16 protein-coding genes are annotated in these 21,197 nt (G+C 64.9%); 3 read left to right on the top strand and 13 right to left on the bottom strand.

Going from position 1 to position 21,197, the window contains the following annotated elements; all coding sequences use genetic code 11:
* The first annotated feature begins 24 nt into the window (after nt 1-24).
* On the top strand, nt 25-1,692 hold the full coding sequence (locus CXQ91_RS08950; RefSeq protein ID WP_104173566.1) for an ATP-binding protein: 1,668 nt from the start codon (nt 25-27) through the stop codon (nt 1,690-1,692).
* Here CXQ91_RS08950 and CXQ91_RS08955 read toward each other — a convergent pair.
* The 7 genes from CXQ91_RS08955 to CXQ91_RS08990 form a co-directional block, all read right to left on the bottom strand.
* Entirely contained in the window at nt 1,689-2,258 is a 570-nt protein-coding gene (locus CXQ91_RS08955) for a TetR/AcrR family transcriptional regulator (RefSeq protein ID WP_258073913.1), read from the bottom strand. The genes CXQ91_RS08950 and CXQ91_RS08955 overlap by 4 nt on opposite strands.
* Nucleotides 2,259-2,685: 427 nt before the next feature.
* On the bottom strand, nt 2,686-3,915 hold the full coding sequence (locus CXQ91_RS08965) for an McrC family protein (RefSeq protein WP_104173683.1): 1,230 nt from the start codon (nt 3,913-3,915) through the stop codon (nt 2,686-2,688).
* A gap of 76 nt (nt 3,916-3,991) precedes the next feature.
* Nucleotides 3,992-6,223: an McrB family protein gene (locus CXQ91_RS08970; protein ID WP_104173568.1), complete on the bottom strand. Its 2,232-nt coding sequence runs from the start codon at nt 6,221-6,223 to the stop codon at nt 3,992-3,994.
* Between the two features lie 159 nt (nt 6,224-6,382).
* On the bottom strand, nt 6,383-6,628 hold the full coding sequence (locus CXQ91_RS08975) for a PLDc N-terminal domain-containing protein (protein ID WP_104173569.1): 246 nt from the start codon (nt 6,626-6,628) through the stop codon (nt 6,383-6,385).
* A 94-nt stretch (nt 6,629-6,722) separates the two neighbouring features.
* Nucleotides 6,723-7,139, bottom strand: a complete 417-nt coding sequence (locus tag CXQ91_RS08980; protein WP_104173570.1) for a thioesterase family protein — start codon at nt 7,137-7,139, stop codon at nt 6,723-6,725.
* A 35-nt stretch (nt 7,140-7,174) separates the two neighbouring features.
* Complete coding sequence (locus tag CXQ91_RS08985; protein ID WP_104173571.1) at nt 7,175-9,208, bottom strand: ABC transporter ATP-binding protein; 2,034 nt, start codon at nt 9,206-9,208, stop codon at nt 7,175-7,177.
* Nucleotides 9,205-10,938 (bottom strand): ABC transporter ATP-binding protein, encoded by a 1,734-nt coding sequence (locus CXQ91_RS08990; protein WP_104173572.1) that lies wholly within the window; start codon nt 10,936-10,938, stop codon nt 9,205-9,207. Before CXQ91_RS08990 ends, CXQ91_RS08985 begins: the two co-directional genes overlap by 4 nt.
* A 426-nt stretch (nt 10,939-11,364) precedes the next feature.
* On the opposite strand from CXQ91_RS08990, the gene CXQ91_RS24745 reads away from it, so the two are divergent.
* Both CXQ91_RS24745 and CXQ91_RS09005 read left to right on the top strand, forming a co-directional pair.
* Nucleotides 11,365-12,144, top strand: coding sequence for a hypothetical protein (locus CXQ91_RS24745; RefSeq protein WP_181038836.1), 780 nt, complete (start codon nt 11,365-11,367; stop codon nt 12,142-12,144).
* 77 nt (nt 12,145-12,221) lie between these two features.
* Complete coding sequence (locus CXQ91_RS09005; RefSeq protein ID WP_104173575.1) at nt 12,222-13,301, top strand: class F sortase; 1,080 nt, start codon at nt 12,222-12,224, stop codon at nt 13,299-13,301.
* A 54-nt stretch (nt 13,302-13,355) separates the two neighbouring features.
* On the opposite strand, the gene CXQ91_RS09010 is transcribed toward CXQ91_RS09005, so the two are convergent.
* The 6 genes from CXQ91_RS09010 to CXQ91_RS09035 form a co-directional block, all read right to left on the bottom strand.
* Nucleotides 13,356-15,452, bottom strand: a complete 2,097-nt coding sequence (locus CXQ91_RS09010) for an MFS transporter (RefSeq protein ID WP_104173576.1) — start codon at nt 15,450-15,452, stop codon at nt 13,356-13,358.
* A gap of 9 nt (nt 15,453-15,461) precedes the next feature.
* A complete protein-coding gene (locus tag CXQ91_RS09015) occupies nt 15,462-15,941 on the bottom strand; it encodes a MarR family winged helix-turn-helix transcriptional regulator (protein WP_104173577.1) in 480 nt (159 codons plus the stop codon).
* A gap of 189 nt (nt 15,942-16,130) precedes the next feature.
* On the bottom strand, nt 16,131-17,837 hold the full coding sequence (locus CXQ91_RS09020; protein WP_104173578.1) for a thiamine pyrophosphate-binding protein: 1,707 nt from the start codon (nt 17,835-17,837) through the stop codon (nt 16,131-16,133).
* Nucleotides 17,834-18,940 (bottom strand): agmatinase, encoded by a 1,107-nt coding sequence (gene speB / locus CXQ91_RS09025; protein ID WP_104173579.1) that lies wholly within the window; start codon nt 18,938-18,940, stop codon nt 17,834-17,836. Before speB ends, CXQ91_RS09020 begins: the two co-directional genes overlap by 4 nt.
* A gap of 125 nt (nt 18,941-19,065) precedes the next feature.
* Nucleotides 19,066-19,407, bottom strand: a complete 342-nt coding sequence (locus CXQ91_RS09030; protein WP_104173580.1) for a P-II family nitrogen regulator — start codon at nt 19,405-19,407, stop codon at nt 19,066-19,068.
* Complete coding sequence (locus CXQ91_RS09035; RefSeq protein ID WP_104173581.1) at nt 19,404-20,867, bottom strand: ammonium transporter; 1,464 nt, start codon at nt 20,865-20,867, stop codon at nt 19,404-19,406. Before CXQ91_RS09035 ends, CXQ91_RS09030 begins: the two co-directional genes overlap by 4 nt.
* Between the last annotated feature and the right edge of the window lie 330 nt (nt 20,868-21,197).

Below are 21,197 nucleotides of genomic sequence, written 5' to 3' on the forward strand. Positions count from 1 at the left end.
CCGCACGACTTTGTTCACCCGGCCATGAGCGGCAACCTTACCTGGGACATCTCGTCCGGCCGGATACTGTTCTTCCGACGGCCGTTCCACGAGTACTCGTTGCGGGGGCGGGTAGTGCTGAGCCAGATGCCGCTGTCCATCACTGCAGGGCTCACTGCCGCCCTGATGCTGTTGTTTTTCCCCGGCACCCTTGGAAATCCCCCCTTCATCGCATTCCTGGTGACGCAGGTCGTCATTCTTGCCCTGTGCTACTTCACGCCGTGGGAGCGGCTGCCGTACCCCAGCTTCCTGGCGTTACCGTTCCTTGATTTCGTCTCGATCGCATTGGGGCGGGAAGGCGGACAGGAAAGCCTTATGGGCATCAGCCTCCTGGCCGTCTTTCCCGTCATCTGGCTGTGCGCGTCGGGGATTTATCCGCGCACCGCCCTGCTGATGTCATTCGTCGCTCCCCTGGGCATCATCTGGGTGCCCTTGTTTGTTCGCGGCGACGTCACGGGGCAGGATCTGGCGAAGTCACTGCTGCTGCCGGTGATGATGCTGGGCATCGGCGTGTCAGTCAGCGTATTGACGCTCAGCATGGTCCGCCAGCAGCGCGATCTTGAGGAGAAGGATGCGCAGCTGCGGATCGCCCTCGAGGACAGCAAGCGGCAGGAACGGCTGCTCAACTCGGTGCTGGAAACGGTGCACCTGGGGGTCCTGGCCGTGGACGCGGACGGGCATGACATCCTCATGAACCGGAAACAGCGGGAGAACCACCGGCTCGCCGCCCCGGCGGGAAACAGCGACCCGAACGAATCCCAGCTCCTGGTGTTCCAGCCTGACCGGGTCACCAAGGTACCGGTGGAAGAGCGGCCCGTCCGCCGTGCGGTGTTGGGTGAGAATTTCACGGATAACCTGGTGTGGCTTGGCAGCGGCAGTGAACAGCGCGCCATTACTACCAGCGCCCGCGCCATGCGGGACCACGACGGCGCCTTCGCCGGCTCCGTCATTGTGTTCAGCGACGTCACGGACCTGGTGAACGCGCTGGCGGCCAAAGACGACTTCGTCGCCAACGTTTCCCACGAGTTCCGGACCCCGCTGACCTCCATCCTCGGCTATGTGGAGTTGTTGCTGGATGACGGAGAGGAACTGCAGGATTCCCATCGTGAACCGCTCAACATCATCCGGCGGAACTCCGAGCGGCTGCTGGGGCTTGTCTCGGACCTGCTTGCCAGCCGGAGTGGGCAGCTCATCGTAAGCCCGCAAGCGGTCAACGTGGCCGAACTTGTGCGGTCCAGCGTCAGCGCCGCGCTCCCCCGCGCCGCGGCAGCCAGGGTGCGGCTCCATACAGAAGCCCCTGAACGGCTGGAGGCCCACGTGGATTCCGCGCGCATGTCACAGGTACTGGACAACCTGGTCTCCAACGCCATCAAGTATTCGCCTAATGGCGGCGACGTTGTGGTGTCTTTGGGGTCGGAAGGATCAGAGCTGGTGTGCCACGTCAGTGATTCCGGCATGGGCATGAGCGAAAAGGACCAAGCCGACGTGTTTAAGAAGTTCTTCCGGACCGGCAACGTGCGGAACACGTCCATCCCGGGAGTGGGGCTGGGACTGTCCATCAGCAAGGCCATTGTTGAGGCACACGGCGGTAGCATCCAGCTGCGGAGCGCGCTGGGAGAAGGGACCACCTTCACAGTCAAGGTGCCGGTCTAGGGTTGTGGCCGGAACTCCTCGATCAGCGTGCGGGCCATACTCTGGGCACGCTTGGAGGCTTCCAGGTCGCCTTCCGTCGCGGAGATGATGGACCCCTTCATCAGGATGTGCCATGAGCGGGAGAAGTCCTCGGCATCCCGGAGCCCTGCCTCCTCCGCGAACTGCTGGACATGGCCCCGGATCTTGGCGAGGTAGTCAATGCTCGCACGCCCCAGCGGATGGTTGGCGCCCATTTCCAGCAGGATGTTGATAAAGGAACACGCCTCAAAGTCATCCCGGCGGAACCAGTCACCGAAGACATCGAAGATCGCCAGCAGCTGCTCGGTAGGGGTGCTGCCGCGGCGTCGCGCATCGGCAACGATCTGGTCCACAGTCCACACCCGGTCGCGTTGCTCGAGGAAGGCGAGCACCAGTTCATCCTTGGATGCAAAGTGCCGGTAGAACGTTGCCTTGGCCACGCCGGCACTGCTGATCAGCTCGTTGACGCCCACGTCGCGGATTCCCCGGCGTGCGAACAGCTGGTACGCCGTATCGACAATCCGCTGCCTTGCGTCGGCAGGAGTCATCACAACCTCGCCCTGGGGCGCGGGCTGTAGCGATACAGATTCTGGCGTTGGGGTCATTACAAATAGTCTAACGCAAAGGGCAGACAGACTTGTCTGTCTGCGATAGGATTCTTACATTCCGGTCGGTCGAATTCCCAGGCGTTGAGCCAGAGCGCTTGTGCCACAGGAGGGTAAGAGATGCCGAAGAAAATGTTGTCAGCCGTTGAGTCCCGCCAGGGCGATTCGTGGCAGGCGCGGTCCGGGATCCATGCCGGTGGGGGGCCCGTCAGCGGGCGCGTGAATCTTGAGCCGATTCGTCACCAGTCGTGGGAAATCATCAGTGCAATCCTGGCGGACACCGATCCGGAGGGATCTGAAATCCGCAATCAGCTGCGCCGTTGCCTCAGCAAGAACCAAGGCAACCCTGAGAGGGCACTGCTCATGCACCTCATGTCAATGCCGGGCCGCTCCGTGCCCGCGCTCCTTGATTAAGTCCTGCCTGCCGCACCACTTCGCCCCAGGACTGCTGTGCCAGGTCAGCAACCGCTGCCAGGATGTCCGACGGCGGCAGGGACAGATCAAGCGGGTACTCCACCACGTCGATGTCGGTATTGAGGATGCGGCGGAGCTTCATTTCCCCCGCGCCTGCATACACCAGCCAGGCGGTGGGAACCCGTAGAGCCGTGCAGAACGCAAGCATTTGAAAGTGGTCCGCGGACAGTGACGCGCCCTGGTCCGTCGCCGCCCGGTACTTCGTGTCGTAGACCACCACCGGACGGCCGCCCAGGAGATGCACGGCGTCGGGACTCACCGTGAGCCGGTCCGAGTCGCGCACGGCCTCGTTCAGCAGGGCGTTGTACTGCAACCGCATTTCGCCCGGGAAGGCAGCCATGGCTTCGCGGAGTGCCGCCCCCACGAAATCCTCGAACACCTGCGCCATATCCACCACAAACGACGCCGTCTGTTGCTTTCCGTCGCCCGCTTCGGCCGAGGCATTGCGAAGGATCACCTCGGACAGGCGGAGCACCGCGTGGTACCGGGTATTCTTCCGGCTTGCCTGCCACGGAGGCAGCGGCGCTCCGGACTGAAGGCGCGTGACGGCGTCGAGCTTTCCCTTCAGCTGCCGCAGGCGGCTCTGGACATCGGGCCGCACGCGGGGAACCCTGGCCATGCGCTCGAGGGCAGCCCGAAGGATGCGGTTCTCGGCAATGTCCTCGGTGAATTCGTCGTACGAGACTTCCAGCGGCACGAGCATTCCCGGCCGGCGGGAAATCTGGTCCGAGATCCGGATCCTGCCCTTGACCGTCCGCAGCGATTCGTCAACGGTGAGGTAGCCCTGCAGGACCCCACGGCTCAGGGCGCGGTCCGCCAGCTGCGCGAGCGATTCTGCCAGCGCGCTCCACAGGTCCGAGTCCTCCACGGCGGCCACCGGATCGTCGCGGAAGCCCTGGTTCCCCGCGTAGCTGAGCAGGAACAGCAGCCGGCTCAGGCCAAGGCGGTCCTTCGGCCGGACCTCCAGCTGCACCGTGGGCGTGCGCACGGACCCCACCATGCCCACCGGTTCGATCCTGAACAGGCCCATCCCCATGGGGGACGCCTTGGCAAGGCCGCTGGCGTTCAGGAACGCGGCACTGGCTGCGTCAAGCTTGTCCACCACGCCGCCGGAAAGCTCGTCCAGGACGATGTGTCGGACAGCCTTTACCGGGGTGGCGGGCTGCCGCGACGGCAGTGGCGGAACAGCGACCTGCAATGTGTTAGCGGGACGCAAGGCGGCCCAGCAGTTGCTCAAGCCCGAAGCGCTCTTGCAGCTGGGCCCGGTTCAGCTGCCCGTGGTAGTGCTCCTCCAGCAGGGGCATCAGCTCGTATTTCCAGATCCGGCGCAGGCCGGAGGGGGTCTGGGCCGCCTTCTTCATGAAGTAGGACGGCCCGATCATCAGGTCCCGGTCCCATTCGTCGATTGCATCGTTGAGGGCATCGAGCAGGAGGGCCGGGGTGGTGTCCAGGCCGCGGGCCTGCAGGAAACGCAGCAGCGACCCCTTCACCGGTTCGGTCTTGGGGTGCAGCTCGATGAAGGAGAAGCGCCGGCGGATGGCGGCGTCCATCATGGCGATCGAGCGGTCCGCGGTGTTCATGGTGCCGATGATGTACAGGTTGTCCGGGAGCGTGAACGGCTCATTGGGGCTGTACTGGAGGTAGATGCGGTCATCGCGGTATTCCAGCAGGAAGTACAGCTCTCCGAAGACCTTGGCCAGGTTGGCGCGGTTCATCTCATCGATGATCAGGAAGTACGGCTTCTTTTCATTGCCGGGCTTCGCAGCTTCCTCCGCGAGCCGCCGCAGCGGGCCGGCCACGAGCTTGAAGGACACCTGCCCCTCGTCGGTCTTGTCCGGACGGAAGCCTTCGAAGAAGTCCTCGTAGGCGTACGACGGGTGGAACTGCACCAGCTTGACGCGTTCGTCCGTGCTGTCAGCGGCAAGTTCGGCCGCCAGATGCTTGGCGAGGTAAGTCTTGCCCGTTCCGGGCGGGCCGTACAGCACGAGCTGCCGGTTCTCCTCCAGGAGCTCCGCGATTTCCTGCAGCGGTTCCAGGTCCATGTGCAGGGACGCTGCGAACTCCTCCGTCAGCGGACGGAACCCTTCCGGGACAGGTTCGACGACGGCGGCCGGTGCGGCGGCGTCGTCGGCCTCCGCTTCCGCTTCGGCGGGCAACAGCGCCTGCAGCGCCTGCACCACCCGGGTGACGTCCACGATGACCCCCGGTGTGGCCAGCTGGCGCTGGACGTGGCGGGGAAGGTCCGTCATGGTGTGTGCTTCGTCGAACCATCGGACCTTGCGCCGCATCCTGCGGTTGTCCTCGTTGTGCTCCGGCTCGCCCAGGACCACGCCGAGGCGAACAGCGCCGGCGTGCTGGTACAGGACGAGGTCGCCCGGTTTCATGACCGTGAGGAAAGCGAAGACGGCGGTCTTGTTGTCCTCGCGTTCCACGTAGCCAAGGTGCTTGTAGTCCTCGTCCACGGCGTGCTGGACCAGTCCCGCAGTGACGCCGGGGCCCAGGAGGCGCAGGTGCTCGACGTCGAGGGTCACCTTCTCTTCCCCGTGCCACGCCGCCAGCAGGTCCTTGTCGTCATGGTGGGTGCGCAGCAGCCATGCACGGCGGCCCGGGTCCCCCACCTTGCGCCACTGGCTCACCAGCTGGCGGGCATACCAGTCAATGCGCTGGCCCGCCTGCTTGTCGAGGTAGAGGCGGATGCGGTGGATGTCAGCGGTGATTTCTTCGTCGCTGTCCCCCTTGGCACCGCCCACCAGGGAAGCAAAGGCATCCCGGATTTCCTGCCGCTCAACGTCAGCCACCACCGGCTCGAAGTAACTGGGCCAGGCAAGGTATTCGATGCTGCGGCGGATTGCGGGCTGGTCATCCGGTGTCTCGGCCGCGAGCAGATGGAAGGCCAAGGGATCCTTCAGGGCCTTCGCCATGGTGTCGGGGGCCTGCTTGTCCACGTGCTGGACAAAACGGCACAGCCACCTCAGGTGGTCCCAGATGGTCCAGTTGAATTCGGCCGTGCGGTCGCGGATGACTCCGTGGTCCGTCATGCCCTGGTAGAGCTCGCCGGGCAGTTCCAGCGGCGGTTCAAGCCACGAGGCCGCTTCTGCCACCCTGGCGCGCTTGACCTTGAGCGATTTCACTTCGTGGGCCAGCGGCAGCGACTGCAGGAAGAGCATCTCAACGGCCAGTTGCTTGGCTCCGCGGGAGGCCCCCATCAGGTTCTGGCGCAGGTTGGTCATCATGGGCGCCTTGGGGTCCGCGACGCCCCGTTCCAGGCGCTCCAGGAGCTCTGCAGCGGCGCTGGCGGTCCATGTGGCAGTCCGCCCGTCCAGGGCCGACGGCCTACCCTGCAGACCGGCCCCAAGAACAAACCACGCCGCGTCCTCGATCTCCTTGGAGATACCGGGGGCGCGGGTCATGGCAGGCTTCGCGGTGGGGGTCATGCCTTCAAATTTACAGGCTAAACCTGAGCGCCAACACCAAGGACCGCTGCCCGCTACTGATCGGTAGGTGTTGGGCCATTATGTATGTTGACCTGGCCGTTGGCCAGGATTTCCGGCTATTTTCGGGCTCCTGGCCCCGTACCGGTCGGGGTTGACCGGCTATTTGGGGGCAGCGGGCAGGTTCTTGCGCCCGAACGCAAAATAGCTTCCCGGACCCACGAAGTTGATCAGCGTGACCATCCGCCAGACCACCTTACTGCCGCGGATCTGCTCCGCGGGCCGGCGGGAAATGTCCCGCTGGGCTGCGACCAGGAGCGAGAGCTGCACTGCAGCTGCCACCAAGGTCCCGAAGCGCGCCAACGGGGGCATTTCCTTCCAGGACTTTTTCTTTTTCTTCGTGGCCATGGCCAATGCTCCTTGGTTCCGATAATAGTGCCGGGTGGTTCATCGTAATGACGATTTTAGGATTCGGACCCGCCCGAAGGTAGGGGCTTTAGGCTCAGGCCACGAACGGCGCGAGCCGCTCCTTCTGTTCCGGAGTCAAGCGAAGGACCCTGCCCGTACCCTCATCCACGAATGCCAGGTGGGTGGTGGCCTTGACGCAGTCCTCCCGAGTGACCGGGTCCTGCACCAGGTAGTGGATGTCGAAGCTGGCGCCTTTCACGGCGCCGATCCACAACTGGACCACGGCGGGCACGTTCCGGTATTCGAGCGTCCTGACGTAGCGGATCCTGTGTTCCACCACCAAGGCCATGGTGCCCTCCGCAACATCGTTGAAGAGGGACACCTTTGGCTCGATCCCGGGCAGTCCGGCCCCGCGGGGCGGTCCGAAGGCCGCGATGCGGGCCTCTTCCAGCATCCGCACGATCTGCACGTTGTTGATGTGGCCGTAGGCATCCATGTCACCCCACCGCATGGGGATGAGGACCTCGATGCGCCGGGCGGCGGCGCTCAGCTGTGCACCGCCGTCGCGTCATCTTCCAGCGACTGCTCTGCGTCCTCGCCCGCGAACTGGGACATGTAAAGGCGGTAGTAGGCGCCCTTGAGTTCCAGCAGGTCTCGGTGGTTCCCCTGCTCCACGATCCGTCCGGCTTCCATCACCAGGATGGTGTCGGCGTCGCGGATGGTGGACAGCCGGTGCGCGATCACAAAGCTCGTGCGGTCCGTCCGCAGGGCCGCCATTGCCTTCTGGACCAGGACTTCGGTGCGTGTGTCCACCGAGCTGGTTGCCTCGTCCAGGATGAGCAGGGACGGGTTGGCCACAAAGGCACGCGCGATGGTGATGAGCTGCTTCTCACCGGCGCTGACATTGTTGCCTTCTTCATCGATGACGGTGTTGTAGCCTTCCGGGAGTGCCCGGACGAACCTGTCCACAAACGTTGCCCGCGCCGCCTCCATGACCTGGTCCTCGGTGGCGTTGAGGTTTCCGTATTTGATGTTGTCGTAGATGCTGCCGCCGAACAGCCAGGCATCCTGCAGCACCATGCCCACCTTGGCCCGCAGTTCGGAGCGGCTCAGGTGCGTGATGTCCACACCGTCCAGCGTGATGCTTCCCGAATTGAGCTCGTAGAAGCGCATCACCAGATTGACCAGGGTGGTCTTGCCCGCACCCGTGGGGCCGACGATGGCCACGGTGTGTCCCGGTTCTGCGTTGAAGGAAAGGTCCTCGATCAGGGGCTTGTCCTCCGAGTAGCTGAAGGTCACGTGCTTGAACTCGACGTGGCCGTCGGTCTTGGCAGGCAGGTGCTCTGTGGCAGTCTCGGCATCCTGTTCCTCGGCATCCAGGAATTCGAAGACCCGCTCAGCCGAAGCAACGCCGGACTGCAGCATGTTGGCCATACCGGCCATCTGTCCGAGCGGCTGCGTGAACTCGCGCGAGTACTGGATGAAAGCGGTGGCGTCGCCCAGGCTCATACCGCCGGAAGCCACCCTCAGCCCGCCGACCACAGCGATACCCACATAGCTGAGGTAGGAGACGAACTGCATGACCGGCATGATCATGCCCGAGACAAACTGGGCTCCGAAGCTGGCCTTGTACAGGGCTTCGTTCCGCTCGTCGAAGCTTTCCAGGATGTCGGCGTCACGGCCGAAGACCCGCACGAGGTCGTGTCCGGAGAACGATTCCTCGATCTGGCCGTTGAGCTGGCCGGTGTTCTTCCATTGCGCCGCAAACAGCTTCTGGCTTCTCGACCCAATGATGCCGGCGGCCACTCCGGACAGCGGGAGGGCCACCAGGGCGATGAGGGCCAGCTGCCACGACACGATGAACATCATGATGACGATGCCGAGCACCGTGAGCGCAGAACTGATCAGTTGCGCGAAGGCCTGTTGCAGCGCCTGCTGGATGTTGTCGACGTCGTTAGTCACGCGGGACAGGGTGTCGCCACGCTGACGCGTGTCGAAGTAGTTCAGCGGCAGCCGATTGAGCTTCTTCTCCGTGTCGTCTCGCAGTTTGCGGACCACGCGCATGACCAGCACATTCAGGACATAACCCTGCAGCCAGGTGAAGATGTTCGCCACGAAGTACATCACCAGCACAATGCTGATCAGGAACGACAGCTTCTGGAAGTCGATCCCCACGCCCGGAATGAGCTCCATCTTGGCGATCATGTCCGCGAAGTTGTTTTCGCCCTGGGCTCGCAGCCCGTCCACGAACTGGTCCTTGCTGACTCCGGCGGGCAGTTGCTTTCCCACCACTCCCCCGAAGATGACGTCCATTGCCTGGCCCAGGATCTTGGGGGCGATGACGTTGAGGACCACGGCGACCGTCACCATGGCGAGCACCAGGGCGATGCCGGCGGACTCGGGTTTCAGCAGGCCCATCAGGCGCTTGGCGGACGGCCAGAAATGCTCGGCCTTCTTCGCCGGCGTGCCGCCGAACATGTCGCCGTCGGCCTCGGTGGGCTTGTATTCCTCTTCGTAGAAGTCGTCGTCCTCCACGGGAAGTGTTTCCTGGCCCGCGGGGAGTTTCTCGTTGGTGCTCATGCCACTTCCTCCGCTGTCAGCTGGGACTCGACGATTTCCTGATAGGTGGTGGAACTTAGCAGCAGCTCATCGTGCGTGCCCCGGTCCACGATCCGGCCGTTGTCCAGGACCAGGATCTGGTCGGCATCGGCAATGGTGGACACGCGCTGGCCCACGATGATCACCGTGGCATCGGCCGTTTTCGCCCTAAGTGCACGGCGAAGCCGGGCGTCCGTGGCGACGTCGAGGGCCGAGAAGGAGTCATCGAACAGGTACACCTTGGGCTGGGTTACCAAGGCCCTGGCGATGCACAGACGCTGGCGCTGGCCGCCCGAGACGTTGGTGCCGCCCTGGGCGATCCTGGAACCGAGACCGTTCTTCTTGTCCCGAACGAAGTCCGCGGCCTGGGCCACCGTAAGCGCGTCCCACAGCTCCTCGTCCGTGGCCTCTGTCTTCCCGAAGCGCAGGTTGTGCTCGATGGTTCCGGAGAAGAGGTACGGCCGCTGCGGCACCATGGCCACCCTGCCGGTGATTTCGGAACGCTCAAGGTTGGTGATGGGGACGCCGTCGAGCAGCACCTCGCCGGACGCGACATCGTAAAGCCGCGGCAGCAGGGACAGCAGGCTGGTCTTGCCGGCGCCGGTTGAACCGACAATGGCCACGGTCTGGCCGGGCTCGGCGGTGAAGCTGATGTTGCTCAGGACGGGTTCTTCGGCCCCGGGGTAAGCGAACGAGACATTGCGGTACTCCACGCGACCGGTCCTGTGGGTGGGCGCCACCGGCGCCTCCGGTTCATGGATGGAGGGTTCGACGTCGAGCACCTCACCGATGCGGTCCGCACAGACCGAGGCCCGCGGAATCATCATGGCCATGAACGTGCCCATCATGACCGCCATCAGGATCTGCAGGAGGTACTGCAGAAAGGCCGTCAGGGAACCGACCTGCATCTCCCCGGCGTCCACCCGTTGGCCGCCGAACCACAGCACGGCTGCGGTGGAGACATGGAGGATCATCCCGATGGCCGGGAACATCAGGACGAACAAGGAGCCAATTTTCAGCGAGACATCGGTGAGTTCGCGGTTGGCCCCGCCAAAACGCTCCGTCTCGTGCGGTTCCCGGACGAAGGCGCGGACCACGCGGATGCCAATGATCTGCTCGCGGAGAATGCCGTTGATGCGGTCGATCTTCGTCTGCATGGAACGGAAGAGCGGCATGAGGCGGACCACGAGGTACCCCACCACGGCAATCAGCACCGGAACGGACACCCAAACCAGCCAGGACAGGCTCAGGTCCTCGCGCAACGCCATGATGATGCCGCCGATGCACATGATGGGCGTGGCCACCATGAAGTTCAGCCCCATGAGAACCAGCATCTGGACCTGCTGGACATCGTTGGTGCCGCGGGTAATCAGGGTTGGTGCGCCGAAAACGTTGACGTCCTTGGCCGAAAAGCTCGTCACCTTCCGGAAGACGCCACGCCGCAGGTCCCGGCCGAAGGCCATGGCCGCCTTGGACCCGAAGTAAACACCGGCGATGGCAGTCGCTACCTGGATGAGTGCCACGCCGAGCATGACCCCGCCCGTTCGCCAGATGTAGTCGGTGTCTCCTCGGGAGACGCCCTCATCGATGATCTGGGCGTTCAGGCTGGGAAGGTAAAGGGCCGCAATGGTGGACGCCAACTGGAAAACAATGACTGCCGCGATATACGGCAAATACGGCTTGGAGTAGCGCCGTATGAGGGTGACAAGCATGCCCGGTAATCCTTTGGAAGAGCGCGAAGTGAATTGGAAGAAGTAATACCAGCGGGGGCTGACACTCTTAGCTTTCCCACTCTACGAAATCCGTTGCCTATGCGAAACAACAGTAGGCAAATATCATCCGAAGGGCGTATCCGTGCCAGGGTGGCGGCAGAGCCCCACGTGCGTCCTGTTACGGGTGAAGCGGGTGTTATCCCTCGGTTCCGAGGGAAGGGAATGTGAAAAACGGGTACCCAGTCAAGTATCGGCTACTCGCGACTACGCCAGTGCCTGCGGCTTAGCGTGAAGTGGTCAGTTAATTGACAACTCTGCAGGAGAGTCGCAGGCGATCTGGGCACCTACGGCCAACGGCCGGCTCCGCCATGGGGCCTCCCGCTCCCGCAGTCTGGTCAGTCCAAAATGATCCAGATGGAGAATCCCATGAAGAGAATCCTCGCAACGGCCGGCATTGCGGGCATTGCGTTAATTGGCGTTACAGCCCCGGCAAATGCCGGCGACGACAAAGTCAGCATTTGCCACGCAACGGGCTCGGAATCGAACCCCTTCGTGAGCATCACGGTCAGTAAAAATGCGCTCAACGGAAATGGCCATGCCTCGCACAGTGGCGACCTGATTCCCGCGCCTGCGGCCGGCTGCCCTGGCGGGTCAAAGGGAGACCACGACCCCAAGGACGACGACGAGGGCCACGGCACCAAGAAGGTCACCATTTGCCACGCGACGGGATCCGACAAGAACCCGTACGTCGTCATCACCATTCCCGAAAAGGCGTGGTGGAACGGTCACAAGGACGGACATAACGGCAGGGCCGACATCTATCCGGTCCCGGCGGGCGGTTGCGACGTGAAGGGTGAAGAAGAAGAGGAAGAGGAAGAGACGAAGCCGCCCGTTGTGGTTCCGCCCGTTGTGGTCCCGCCGGTCGTAACACCGCCTGTCGTAACACCGCCTGTTGTGGTCCCGCCGGTCGTAACACCGCCCGTTGTGGTCGCGCCGGCTGTTGTCGCAGTGCCGGCCGGAGCCGCAGCGGCCCCGGCTGCCGCCCCGGTGGTCAACCGCGGATTCAACGCCCAGACAGCGGCCGGCACCCAGACAGACGCCGGTATGCCCGCTTGGTTCGGAGGCCTGGCTGCACTGCTTGGCGCCACGGGGCTGGTCGCCCTGCGGCACAGGGGACGCCTGCAGAACTTCGGGTCGTCGAAGTAACGCAGTTCCCGCGGTCAGGACGGGCATCCACCGTTACGGTGCGATGCCCGTCCACACCTATCTATGGAGGAGTTCCGATGTCCTTCCCCAACCGCCATGACGTAGACAGCCCAACCCTGGACAGCGATATCGCCGCGCCTGGTGCGGGCGGGCGGGGCACCCCGGACGACGGGCATTCAAGAGACAGTGTTCCGGAGGGCGGGGCAGCCGGATACGGGGCCCACCATCAACGTCTGTTGGAGCGGCGGCGCAGTGACCTATTGCGCCTGAACCGGTTTCTGCTGGAAATCCTGCCACTTAGGGCCAAGAACCTCGTAGTCCGGTCCCTGCAAGCTAGGTCCTCCAAAGACTGGCCTGTACGCAACTGGGCGCCCGGAAACTGGTCTTCGCGAAGCTGGCGGCCGCCAAAAGGCCTGTCGCTGAACCGCCCGTCACTGAACCGCCCGTCGCTGAACCGCGGCGATCTGCTGCTGCTCCTTGCCGGCGTCGTGGCCTTCTTTGTGTTGACGTTCCTCCCTGGCATCGTCGCTCCGGGGAGCGCATCCGGCAGGGCCGGGGCCCAGTCGGCAACGTCCCCGTATTTACGGTCCGCCGAGCTGGCTCTGCCTGGCTATGCTGTCCCGCCGGACACTTTCCCCTGGAGCGGCAAGGAGACCCCGACAACTGCACCCGCGGCGCAGGAACCGCCGCCGAGCCTGCCCAGCTATCCGCCGGCCGCAGCCCCCACCAGGATTGTCTATCCGGCAGCCGGGCTGGACGTCGTGATTCATCCGCTTACCCCGACGCGCGAGGAACTGGAGTCCCAGGCGATCGTGCCGCCGATCACCGTGGATGGCTATTGGGTGTCGGACTTCGGCATGCCCGGCGCCGGGTCCACCAACACGACGTACATCCTTGGCCACAGTTGGGAAGGCCGCGACGCTCCCTTCAACCGGCTCAGTGCCGCGAGCGTCCCCGGTGACATCTTCGAAGCCACAACCGCATCGGGAACCATGCGCTACAGGGTGGATTCGGTGGACACCTACGTGAAGGCAAGCCTGAAGGACAGCCCGATCTGGACCGCAGTTCCCAACCGCCTTGTGCTGATCAGCTGCTATACGGAAGATCCCTGGGGGAAGAACGTGGTGGTCGTTGCGTCTCCGGTCCCCGCACCCTGACAAAGGCGACGGCGGCACTGTGCCGCCGTCGCCGTCGTACGGTGTTGTGGGCGACTATTCGCCGCGGTGCCGCCCGTGCGTGGCGATGTAGTCCGCCGCGGCGCGCTGCAGCTTCCGTTCCTTGGCGAGCTGCCGCCGGATGGTGGTGAGCTCCCCGCTGATGCGCGCCTGTTCGGCAGCGATCTCCCGCTGCTCCGCAGTCTGTTCGTGGACGGCACGCAGCGCTTCGGCCAAGTGGAGCTGCTGTTCTGCCAGCAGCTGCTGCGTCTGCAGCAGCAGGGGCACGACGTCGGCGGCTTCTGGCTGCGGGTCGGCCACCATGGTCCGGGAACGCGCCCGGGAACCTTCCCGTTCGGCAGACGGGGCGCCGCCGTCGAGGTGTCCTCGCCCTTCGCGGGTGGTGCCCCGGTCCTGGCGTGCCGCGTCGGGAAAGCGAGTTTCCTGGGCACGCTGCCTGCTCAGGACCTCGATGAACTCCCGGTCGAGGTCCACGATGCCTGCGTCGGCCGCGGCCGTCGGCGCTGACGCCGGAGCGGCGTTGTCGTTGTTTGAAGCGGCCGTTGCCGGGACGATGTCAACGGTGCGGCGCAGGGGCTGTTCCTTGATGCACAGGACCGCTACGAGGGCGATGATGCCGATCACCGCGGAGATCAGGAAGATTTCGGCTGTCGCGTCACCGTAGGCAGCCCTCATGATGTCCCGGATCGGGGCCGGCATGTCCTGGAGGTCCATGCTGGCTCCGGCGGATCCGCCTGCGGTCGGGATCCCGGCTGCGGCTAGGCCCTCGGTGGCCAGTTCCTTGACGCGGTTGGCCAGGACGGCGCCCAGCACGGACACTCCGATCGCGCCGCCCACGGAGCGGAAGAATGCCACGGAGGCGCTGGCCGTACCGATGTCTGTGGCCCGGACGGTGTTCTGGACTGCCAGCACGAGGTTCTGCATCAGCAGGCCGAGCCCCAGGCCGAGGACCGCGGTGTAGAGGCCGGTCAGCCAGAGTTCGGTGGTGTGGTCGATGGTTCCGGCCAGCCCCAGGCCGCCGATCAGGAGGATGGAGCCGGCTACGAGGTAGCGCTTCCATTTGCCGGTCCGGCTGATGAGCTGGCCCGACAGCACCGAGCCGATGAGGTTGCCGGCGATCATGGGCAGCGTCAGCAGCCCTGCTTCGGTGGGAGTGGCACCGCGGGCCACCTGGAAGTACTGGCCCAGGAAGGCGGAGGAGCCGAACATGCCGACGCCCACTGCAACGGAGGCGAGGATGGCCAGCGCCGTGGTGCGTTCGCTGATGATCTTGAGCGGGATGATGGGCTGCTCCACTTTGGACTCCACCACCACGAGGAGGGTCAGGAGCAGCACGCCGCCGCCCACCATGGCCGCTGTCTGCCAGGACCACCAGTCGTAGTATTCCGGGTTGCCGGCGAAGGACACCCAGATCAGCAGCAGGCTGACGCCGGAGGTGAGCAGGATGGAACCGAGCCAGTCGATCTTCGCGTGGCGCTTGACGTGGGGAAGCTTCAGCGTGATCTGCAGCAGGATGAGGGCGATGACGGCCAGCGGGACACAGACGAAGAAGGTCCAGCGCCAGCCCAGCGGGCTGTCCACGATAAATCCGCCGAGCAGCGGACCGCCGGCGGTGCCCACAGCCATGACGCCGCCCATGTAGCCGGAGTATTTTCCGCGGTCCCGGGGCGGGATGATGGAGCCGATGATGGCCTGCGCCAACGCGGTCAGGCCGCCCATGGCGACGCCCTGGATAACGCGGGCGGTCAGCAGCAGCGGGATCGTCTCGGACAGGCCCGCCATGACGGAACCGGCCACGAAGATCACGATGCTCAGCTGGACGAGCACCTTCTTGTCGAAGAGATCGGCGAGCTTGCCCCAGATCGGGGTGGTGGCGGCGTTGGCCAGCAGGGCCGCCGTGATGACCCAGGCGAAGTCCGTCTGGGTGCCCTTGAGCTCGGACATGATGGTGGGCAGCGCGTTGGCCACGATGGTGCTGCTGATGATCGCTGTGAAGAACGCGGCCAGCAGCCCGGTGAGGGCCTCCATGATCTGCCGGTGGCTCATCGCAGGCTGCGGCGCCGGTGCGGATGGTTGCGGTGGTGTTTTTGACGGGGCCCGGGACGGACCGGTGGCTGTAGCGTGGCTCGCCATGTGCAGCTCCTAAGCGGTTGGAATGTTCTCGATGGATCCGGCCGTCTTTGCCCGGGCTGAATCCCTGAGGGATTCGGCAAGTTTCTTCAGGACTTTCGCGGTCTCTTCGGCGTCGTCCTCGCTCCAGTCCTGCAGGTAGCCCTGGAGCGTCGCAGTGCGCTGCTGCTCTATCTCGCGCAGCTTCCCCGCTCCGGCCTCGGACAGCGCCACAAGCTGGGCGCGTCCGTCTTCCGGATCAGGCCTGCGGACCACCAGTCCGTGTTCTTCCAGATCGGCAATATGCCGGCTCAGGACGGGAGCGCTGACCCCCAGACGCGCGGCGAGATGCGTGGCCCGGGACTCCCCCTCCCCCACGAACCGCAGGACACCCTGGAGCGCCACCCCGGTTTCCTGCCCGCGCAGGCTTGAGACCGCGACGCAGCGGACCGCCCGCTGGAGGTCGAAGATCTGGTAAACGAGATCGGCCGCGGTTTCCGGTGCAACTGCCATGCTGAATAACCCCTTTGCTTGCCTAAGGCAACTATATAAGAAAATGGTTGCTTTGGGAAACTAAGAGGCGGCAAGCTGAGTGGGCAGACCCTTAAACGCCAAGCGCGAACTGGCAGCTAATGCCCTCAAAATTGCTTCGAGGGGGCATTAGCTGCCAGTTCGCGCGTGGGTGGTGCCGGGGTTTTGCGCTTAGACGCCCAGGTGGGTGGGTCCGAACATCTTGAGCAGGGTTTCGACGACGACGACGTTCGGCCCGTCGGCGGCGAAGCCCGCCCTGAGCGCGTCCCCGACGTTCTCCGGGGCCACCCGGACGGCCGGGACGCCGAAGGCTTCGGCGAGTTTGACGAAGTCGGGGCGGGCGAGTTCGGTGGCCGTGGCGTGGCCGAAGGCGCCCACCATGTATTCGCGCAGGATGCCGTAGCCGCCGTCGTCCACGATCAGCCAGGTGACCGGGACGTTGTGCTGTTTGGCGGTGGCCAGTTCGGAGATGGAATACATGGCCGAACCGTCGCCGGAGACCGCGAGGACCCGGCCGGGTTTGCCCGTGGTTTCCAGCCCCACTGCCCCGCCGATGGCCGAGGGGAATCCGAAGCCCAGCCCGCCGGCACCCTGGGCGGAGTGGAACTGTCCCTCGCGGGCGTCCCAGCAGCTCCAGCCCCAGTACGCGGAGATGGTCATGTCCCAGAAGGTCTGCATGTCCGCGGGCACGGCTTCGCGGATGTCGGCCATGAACTTCAGTTCCTTGCCGAGGTCCTGGGACTCCAGCCGGGCCTTGACCTTGGCCAGGGATTCCCTGACCAGCGCCTCCGGTGAGGTGCCGTGCCAGTCGGCCCGTTCCCCGTGCGGATCGGTCAGGGCAGCATCCAGGGCCGCGAGGGCCTGGCCGGCGTCGGCACGGATGCCCAGGCCGGGCCGGTTGGACTCCAGGACCCGGGGTTCGGCGTCGATCTGGATGATCCGCCCGCGCGGCTCGAACGTGAAGTAGTTGGACGTGACTTCGCCGAGGGAGGAGCCGATGACGATCAGCACGTCCGCATCCTCGAGCAGGTCCGTCATGTACCGGTCCTCGATCCAGGACTGCAGCGAAAGCTCGTGGTTCCACGGGAACGCGCCGTTGCCGCCGGGAGTGCAGATCACTGGTGCGCGCAGCTTCTCCGCGATGGACAGCAGGGACTTCTCGGCCCGGCCGCGGCGCGTGCCACCGCCGGCGATGATCGCCGGACGTTCCGCCGTCGACAGCCATTTCACTGCTTCACGGACCAGCTCCACCCGGGGCGGGTTGTCCGCCGCTTCGGCGAGGGCGTCCTCCACCGGCGGGACCATGATGGGATCCAGCAGGACGTTCTGCGGGATCTCCAGCCAGACGGGGCCCTGCGGGGAGGAAATCGCCTCGGTCCAGGCGTCCTGGATGGCCGAGGGGATCCCGGAGGCGTGCTGAATCAGCCGCTGGCTCTTGGTGACGTTCGCGGCCGAGGCCTTCTGGTCATCGAGCTGGTGGAGCATGCCCTTGCGCCGGGCGCCGAGCCCGTCCAGCGGAATCTGGCTCGCCACGACCACCATCGGCACGCCCGTGGCGTAGGCTTCCTGCAGCCCAGCCAGGGACGTCAGCGCACCCGGGCCGGTGGACAGGAACAGCACGCCCACCTCGCCCGTGGCCCGTGAATACCCGTCCGCCGCGAACGCTGAATTGTTCTCCACCCGCGAGGATACGAAGTGCAGGTTTCCCCGGCCCATCGCATCGAACAGGCCCAGTGCGTGCTGGCCCGGGATGCCAAAAACCGTCTTCGCGCCGAGCGCTTCAAGGGTCTCGACGACGAGATCCCCGCCGTTGCGGACGCTGGTTCCGTCGTTTACTCCTGTGGGAGGAGCTGCCGCGCCCGGATCGAAATCGATCACTTGGAGAACTCCTCGACGGCCGGACGGATGATTCCGGGCTGGGCAGCGGAGGCGGCGGCAAAACCTGCCTGATGCCTCTTCTCCTGCCCGAGCGCCTGCGCGGCGTAGCCGTTGGCGGCGCCGAACCTGTTTCCCTCAACCGCGGAGTCCGCCATGAGGGTGACGAGTTCGTAGGCAACGTGGCTGGCCGCGACGCCGGTGATTTCAGCGTGGTCGTAGGCCGGAGCCACCTCAACAATGTCCGCACCGACCAGGTTCATGCCGCGGAAGCCGCGGATGATCTCCAGCAGTTCCCGGCTGGTGATGCCGCCGGCCTCGGGCGTTCCGGTGCCCGGCGCGTGCGCGGGGTCCAGGACGTCGATGTCAACGGAGATGTACAGCGGGCGGTTGCCGATGCGGTCCCTGACTTTGGCCACGGTCTCCAGGACGCCCTGGTAGTAGACGTCGGCCGAGGTGACGATGCCGAAGCCGAAGCGGTGGTCGTCGTCGAGGTCCTTCTTGCCGTACAGCGGGCCGCGGGTTCCGATGTGGCTGATGGCCTCGGTGTCCAGGATGCCCTCCTCGACAGCGCGGCGGAACGGCGTGCCGTGCGTGTATTCGGCCCCGAAGTACGTGTCCCAGGTGTCCAGGTGCGCATCGAAGTGCAGCATGGCCACAGGCCCGCCGGCGCGCTCGGCGGCGGCACGGAGGAGCGGCAGGGCAATGGTGTGGTCCCCGCCAAGGGTGACCAGCTTGCTGCCACCGGCAGTCAGGTCCAGGGCGTTCTGCTGGATGGTCTCGATGGCTTCGTTGATGTTGAACGGGTTCACGGCCATGTCGCCGGCGTCCGCCACCTGGACGTTTTCGAACGGGCTGACGTCCCACGCCGGGTTATAGGGGCGCAGCAGCCGGCTGGCCTCGCGGACGTGGTTGGCGCCGAAGCGGGCACCCGGGCGGTAGGAGACGCCGGAGTCGAAGGGCACCCCCACCACCGTGATGTCGGCTTTGGCCACCTGGTCCAGCCTGGGCAGTCGGGCGTAGGTGGCAGCCCCTGCGTAGCGGGGAATACGGGATGAATCGATAGGGCCAAGGTTGCCGTTGGCCTCGATGCGCAGCTCTTCCAAAGGAACGCCTCTCCTTCGAGGATGGATCGGTAGTGTGACACCCATCATACACTCAAGTTTCCCCTTGTGCATCAAGTGTTTACCAATCGAAGTGGACGGCGTTCCCTCACGCCGGCGCGTATTCCTCAGTCGATGGCGGACGCCCCCCGCTCCCCCGTCCTGACCCTGACGGCGTCGCAGACGGAGATGGTCCAGATCTTCCCGTCCCCGAACCGACCGGTGCTGGCGCCGGATTCGATGGCCGCCATCACACCGTCCATGGCCTCCTCGGTCACCAGCACTTCCACGCGCGCCTTCGGCAGAAGGTCGGAGTTGTATTCGGTTCCGCGGTAGACCTCCACGTGGCCCCGCTGCTGACCGTAGCCGCTGGCCTGGCTTACGGTCAGTCCGCTGACGCCGAACCCTTCCAAAGCCGCCCTGACGGTCTCGACCTTTTCCGGACGGACGATAGCCGTGATGAGTTTCACGTCCGCACCCTGCTGTTTTCTGCCTGGCGGTCTGACTGCCGGCCGGACTGGCCCGCCGCCGTCACTTCCGCAGCCATTTCCGCGGAGGAACCCTCAGGCTTGCCCGCCTCGCCCCCCGCAGGAACAGTCTTGCCGTGGTGTTCGCCGGGATGGAACGTGCCGCCAACCATCAGAAGCTCGTAGGCGGTTTCGGCGTGTTCGGTAACGTCGATGCCGGACCGCTCGTTGGCTTCGGACACCCGCATGCCCATCATCTTGTGGATGGCGAATCCGATCAGCGTGGTCATAAGAGCGCTCCAGGCGGTGACGATCAGCGCGGTGAGGACCTGGGGCCAGAACTGTGTCAGGCCGCCGCCGTAGAAGAGCCCGCCCTCGGTCTTGACTGACGGGACCGCGAAGAATCCCAGTGAGAGCGTCCCCCACAGGCCGCCGACAAAGTGCACGGCCACCACGTCCAGCGAATCATCCAGGCCGATCTTGAATTTGAGTCCGACCGCGAGCGCGCAGACCGCCCCGGCCACGACCCCGATCAGGATGGCGCCGATCGGGTCCACGAACCCGCAGGCCGGCGTGACGGCGACCAGGCCGGCGACGGCTCCCGATGCGGCGCCGAGGGAAGTGGCGTGGCCGTCCCGAAGCCTTTCGATCAGCAGCCAGCCCAGGAGGGCCGCACTCGTGGCCAGCAGGGTATTGGTCCAGGCCAGGCCGGCGATGGCGTCGGCCGCGAGTTCAGAGCCGGCATTGAAGCCAAACCAGCCGAACCACAGGAGTCCTGCGCCGAGCATCACGAAAGGCAGGTTGTGCGGACGGATGTTGGGATCCTTCATGAATCCGAGGCGTTTTCCGAGCACGACGGCGAGCATCAGTCCCGCTATGCCCGCGTTCATGTGGACCACCGTTCCACCGGCGAAGTCGAGGGCGGAGATCTTGCTGCCTACGATGCCGGTGGGGCCGAACAGTCCGCCGCCCCAGACCCAGTGGGCGATGGGGGCGTAAACGAGCGTGACCCACAGCGCCGCGAACAGCAGCCACGGCCCGAACCGCACCCGTTCCGCCACCGCTCCGCTGATCAGTGCCACGGTGATGATGGCGAACGTTGCCTGGAAGCCGATGAACACCATGTCCGGGAGCCCAGGCGCCTTGCCCCCGATAGTGCTGGTCAGTCCGCTCAGGCCGGGGTTGGCAAAAGGATCGCCGACGAGCCCGGCCATGGTGTCAGGCCCGAAGGCCAGTCCATAGCCCCACAGCGCCCAGACCACAGCAACAACGCCCATGGCTCCAAAGCTCATCATCATGATGTTCAGGACGGATTTCATCCGGACGAGGCCCCCGTAGAAGAATGCCAGGCCGGGGGTCATCAGCAGGACGAGTGCGGACGCTGCCAGCATCCAGGCCGTGGCGCCGGGATCGAGCACCGCGGGATCCACTGCCATTCCCACATTGACTAGAGAGATGTTCATTTCGGGAGCCTTCCTCAAGAAGTGGCGCTCCTGGGCGCCGGCTACGGCGAGACCATTCAAAACGACGGTGCAGCTATGAGTTCCCCGAATCCGACGCTACAACCGGGGTGTTTCCGCCATAGCCGCGAAGTTTTTCCGGGACGTTAAACAGCAGGGCCGGGCATGAACCCTGCGTTTCCGGCAGATTTCCAGAATGTGACGTACATCTCACCATCGTTGCGCCGACGCGCCGCCGAACCGCGAAGGCTGCGGGCCGCGCGCTTCTGAGCAGAAAGTAACGACGGTCACACCGGGCGTAAAGGTTTCGTTAAAGCCTGCATCCTGCGCGGG

The organism is Arthrobacter sp. Y81, from assembly GCF_002929335.1.
In the GTDB taxonomy this organism is placed as follows: Bacteria; Actinomycetota; Actinomycetes; order Actinomycetales; family Micrococcaceae; genus Arthrobacter.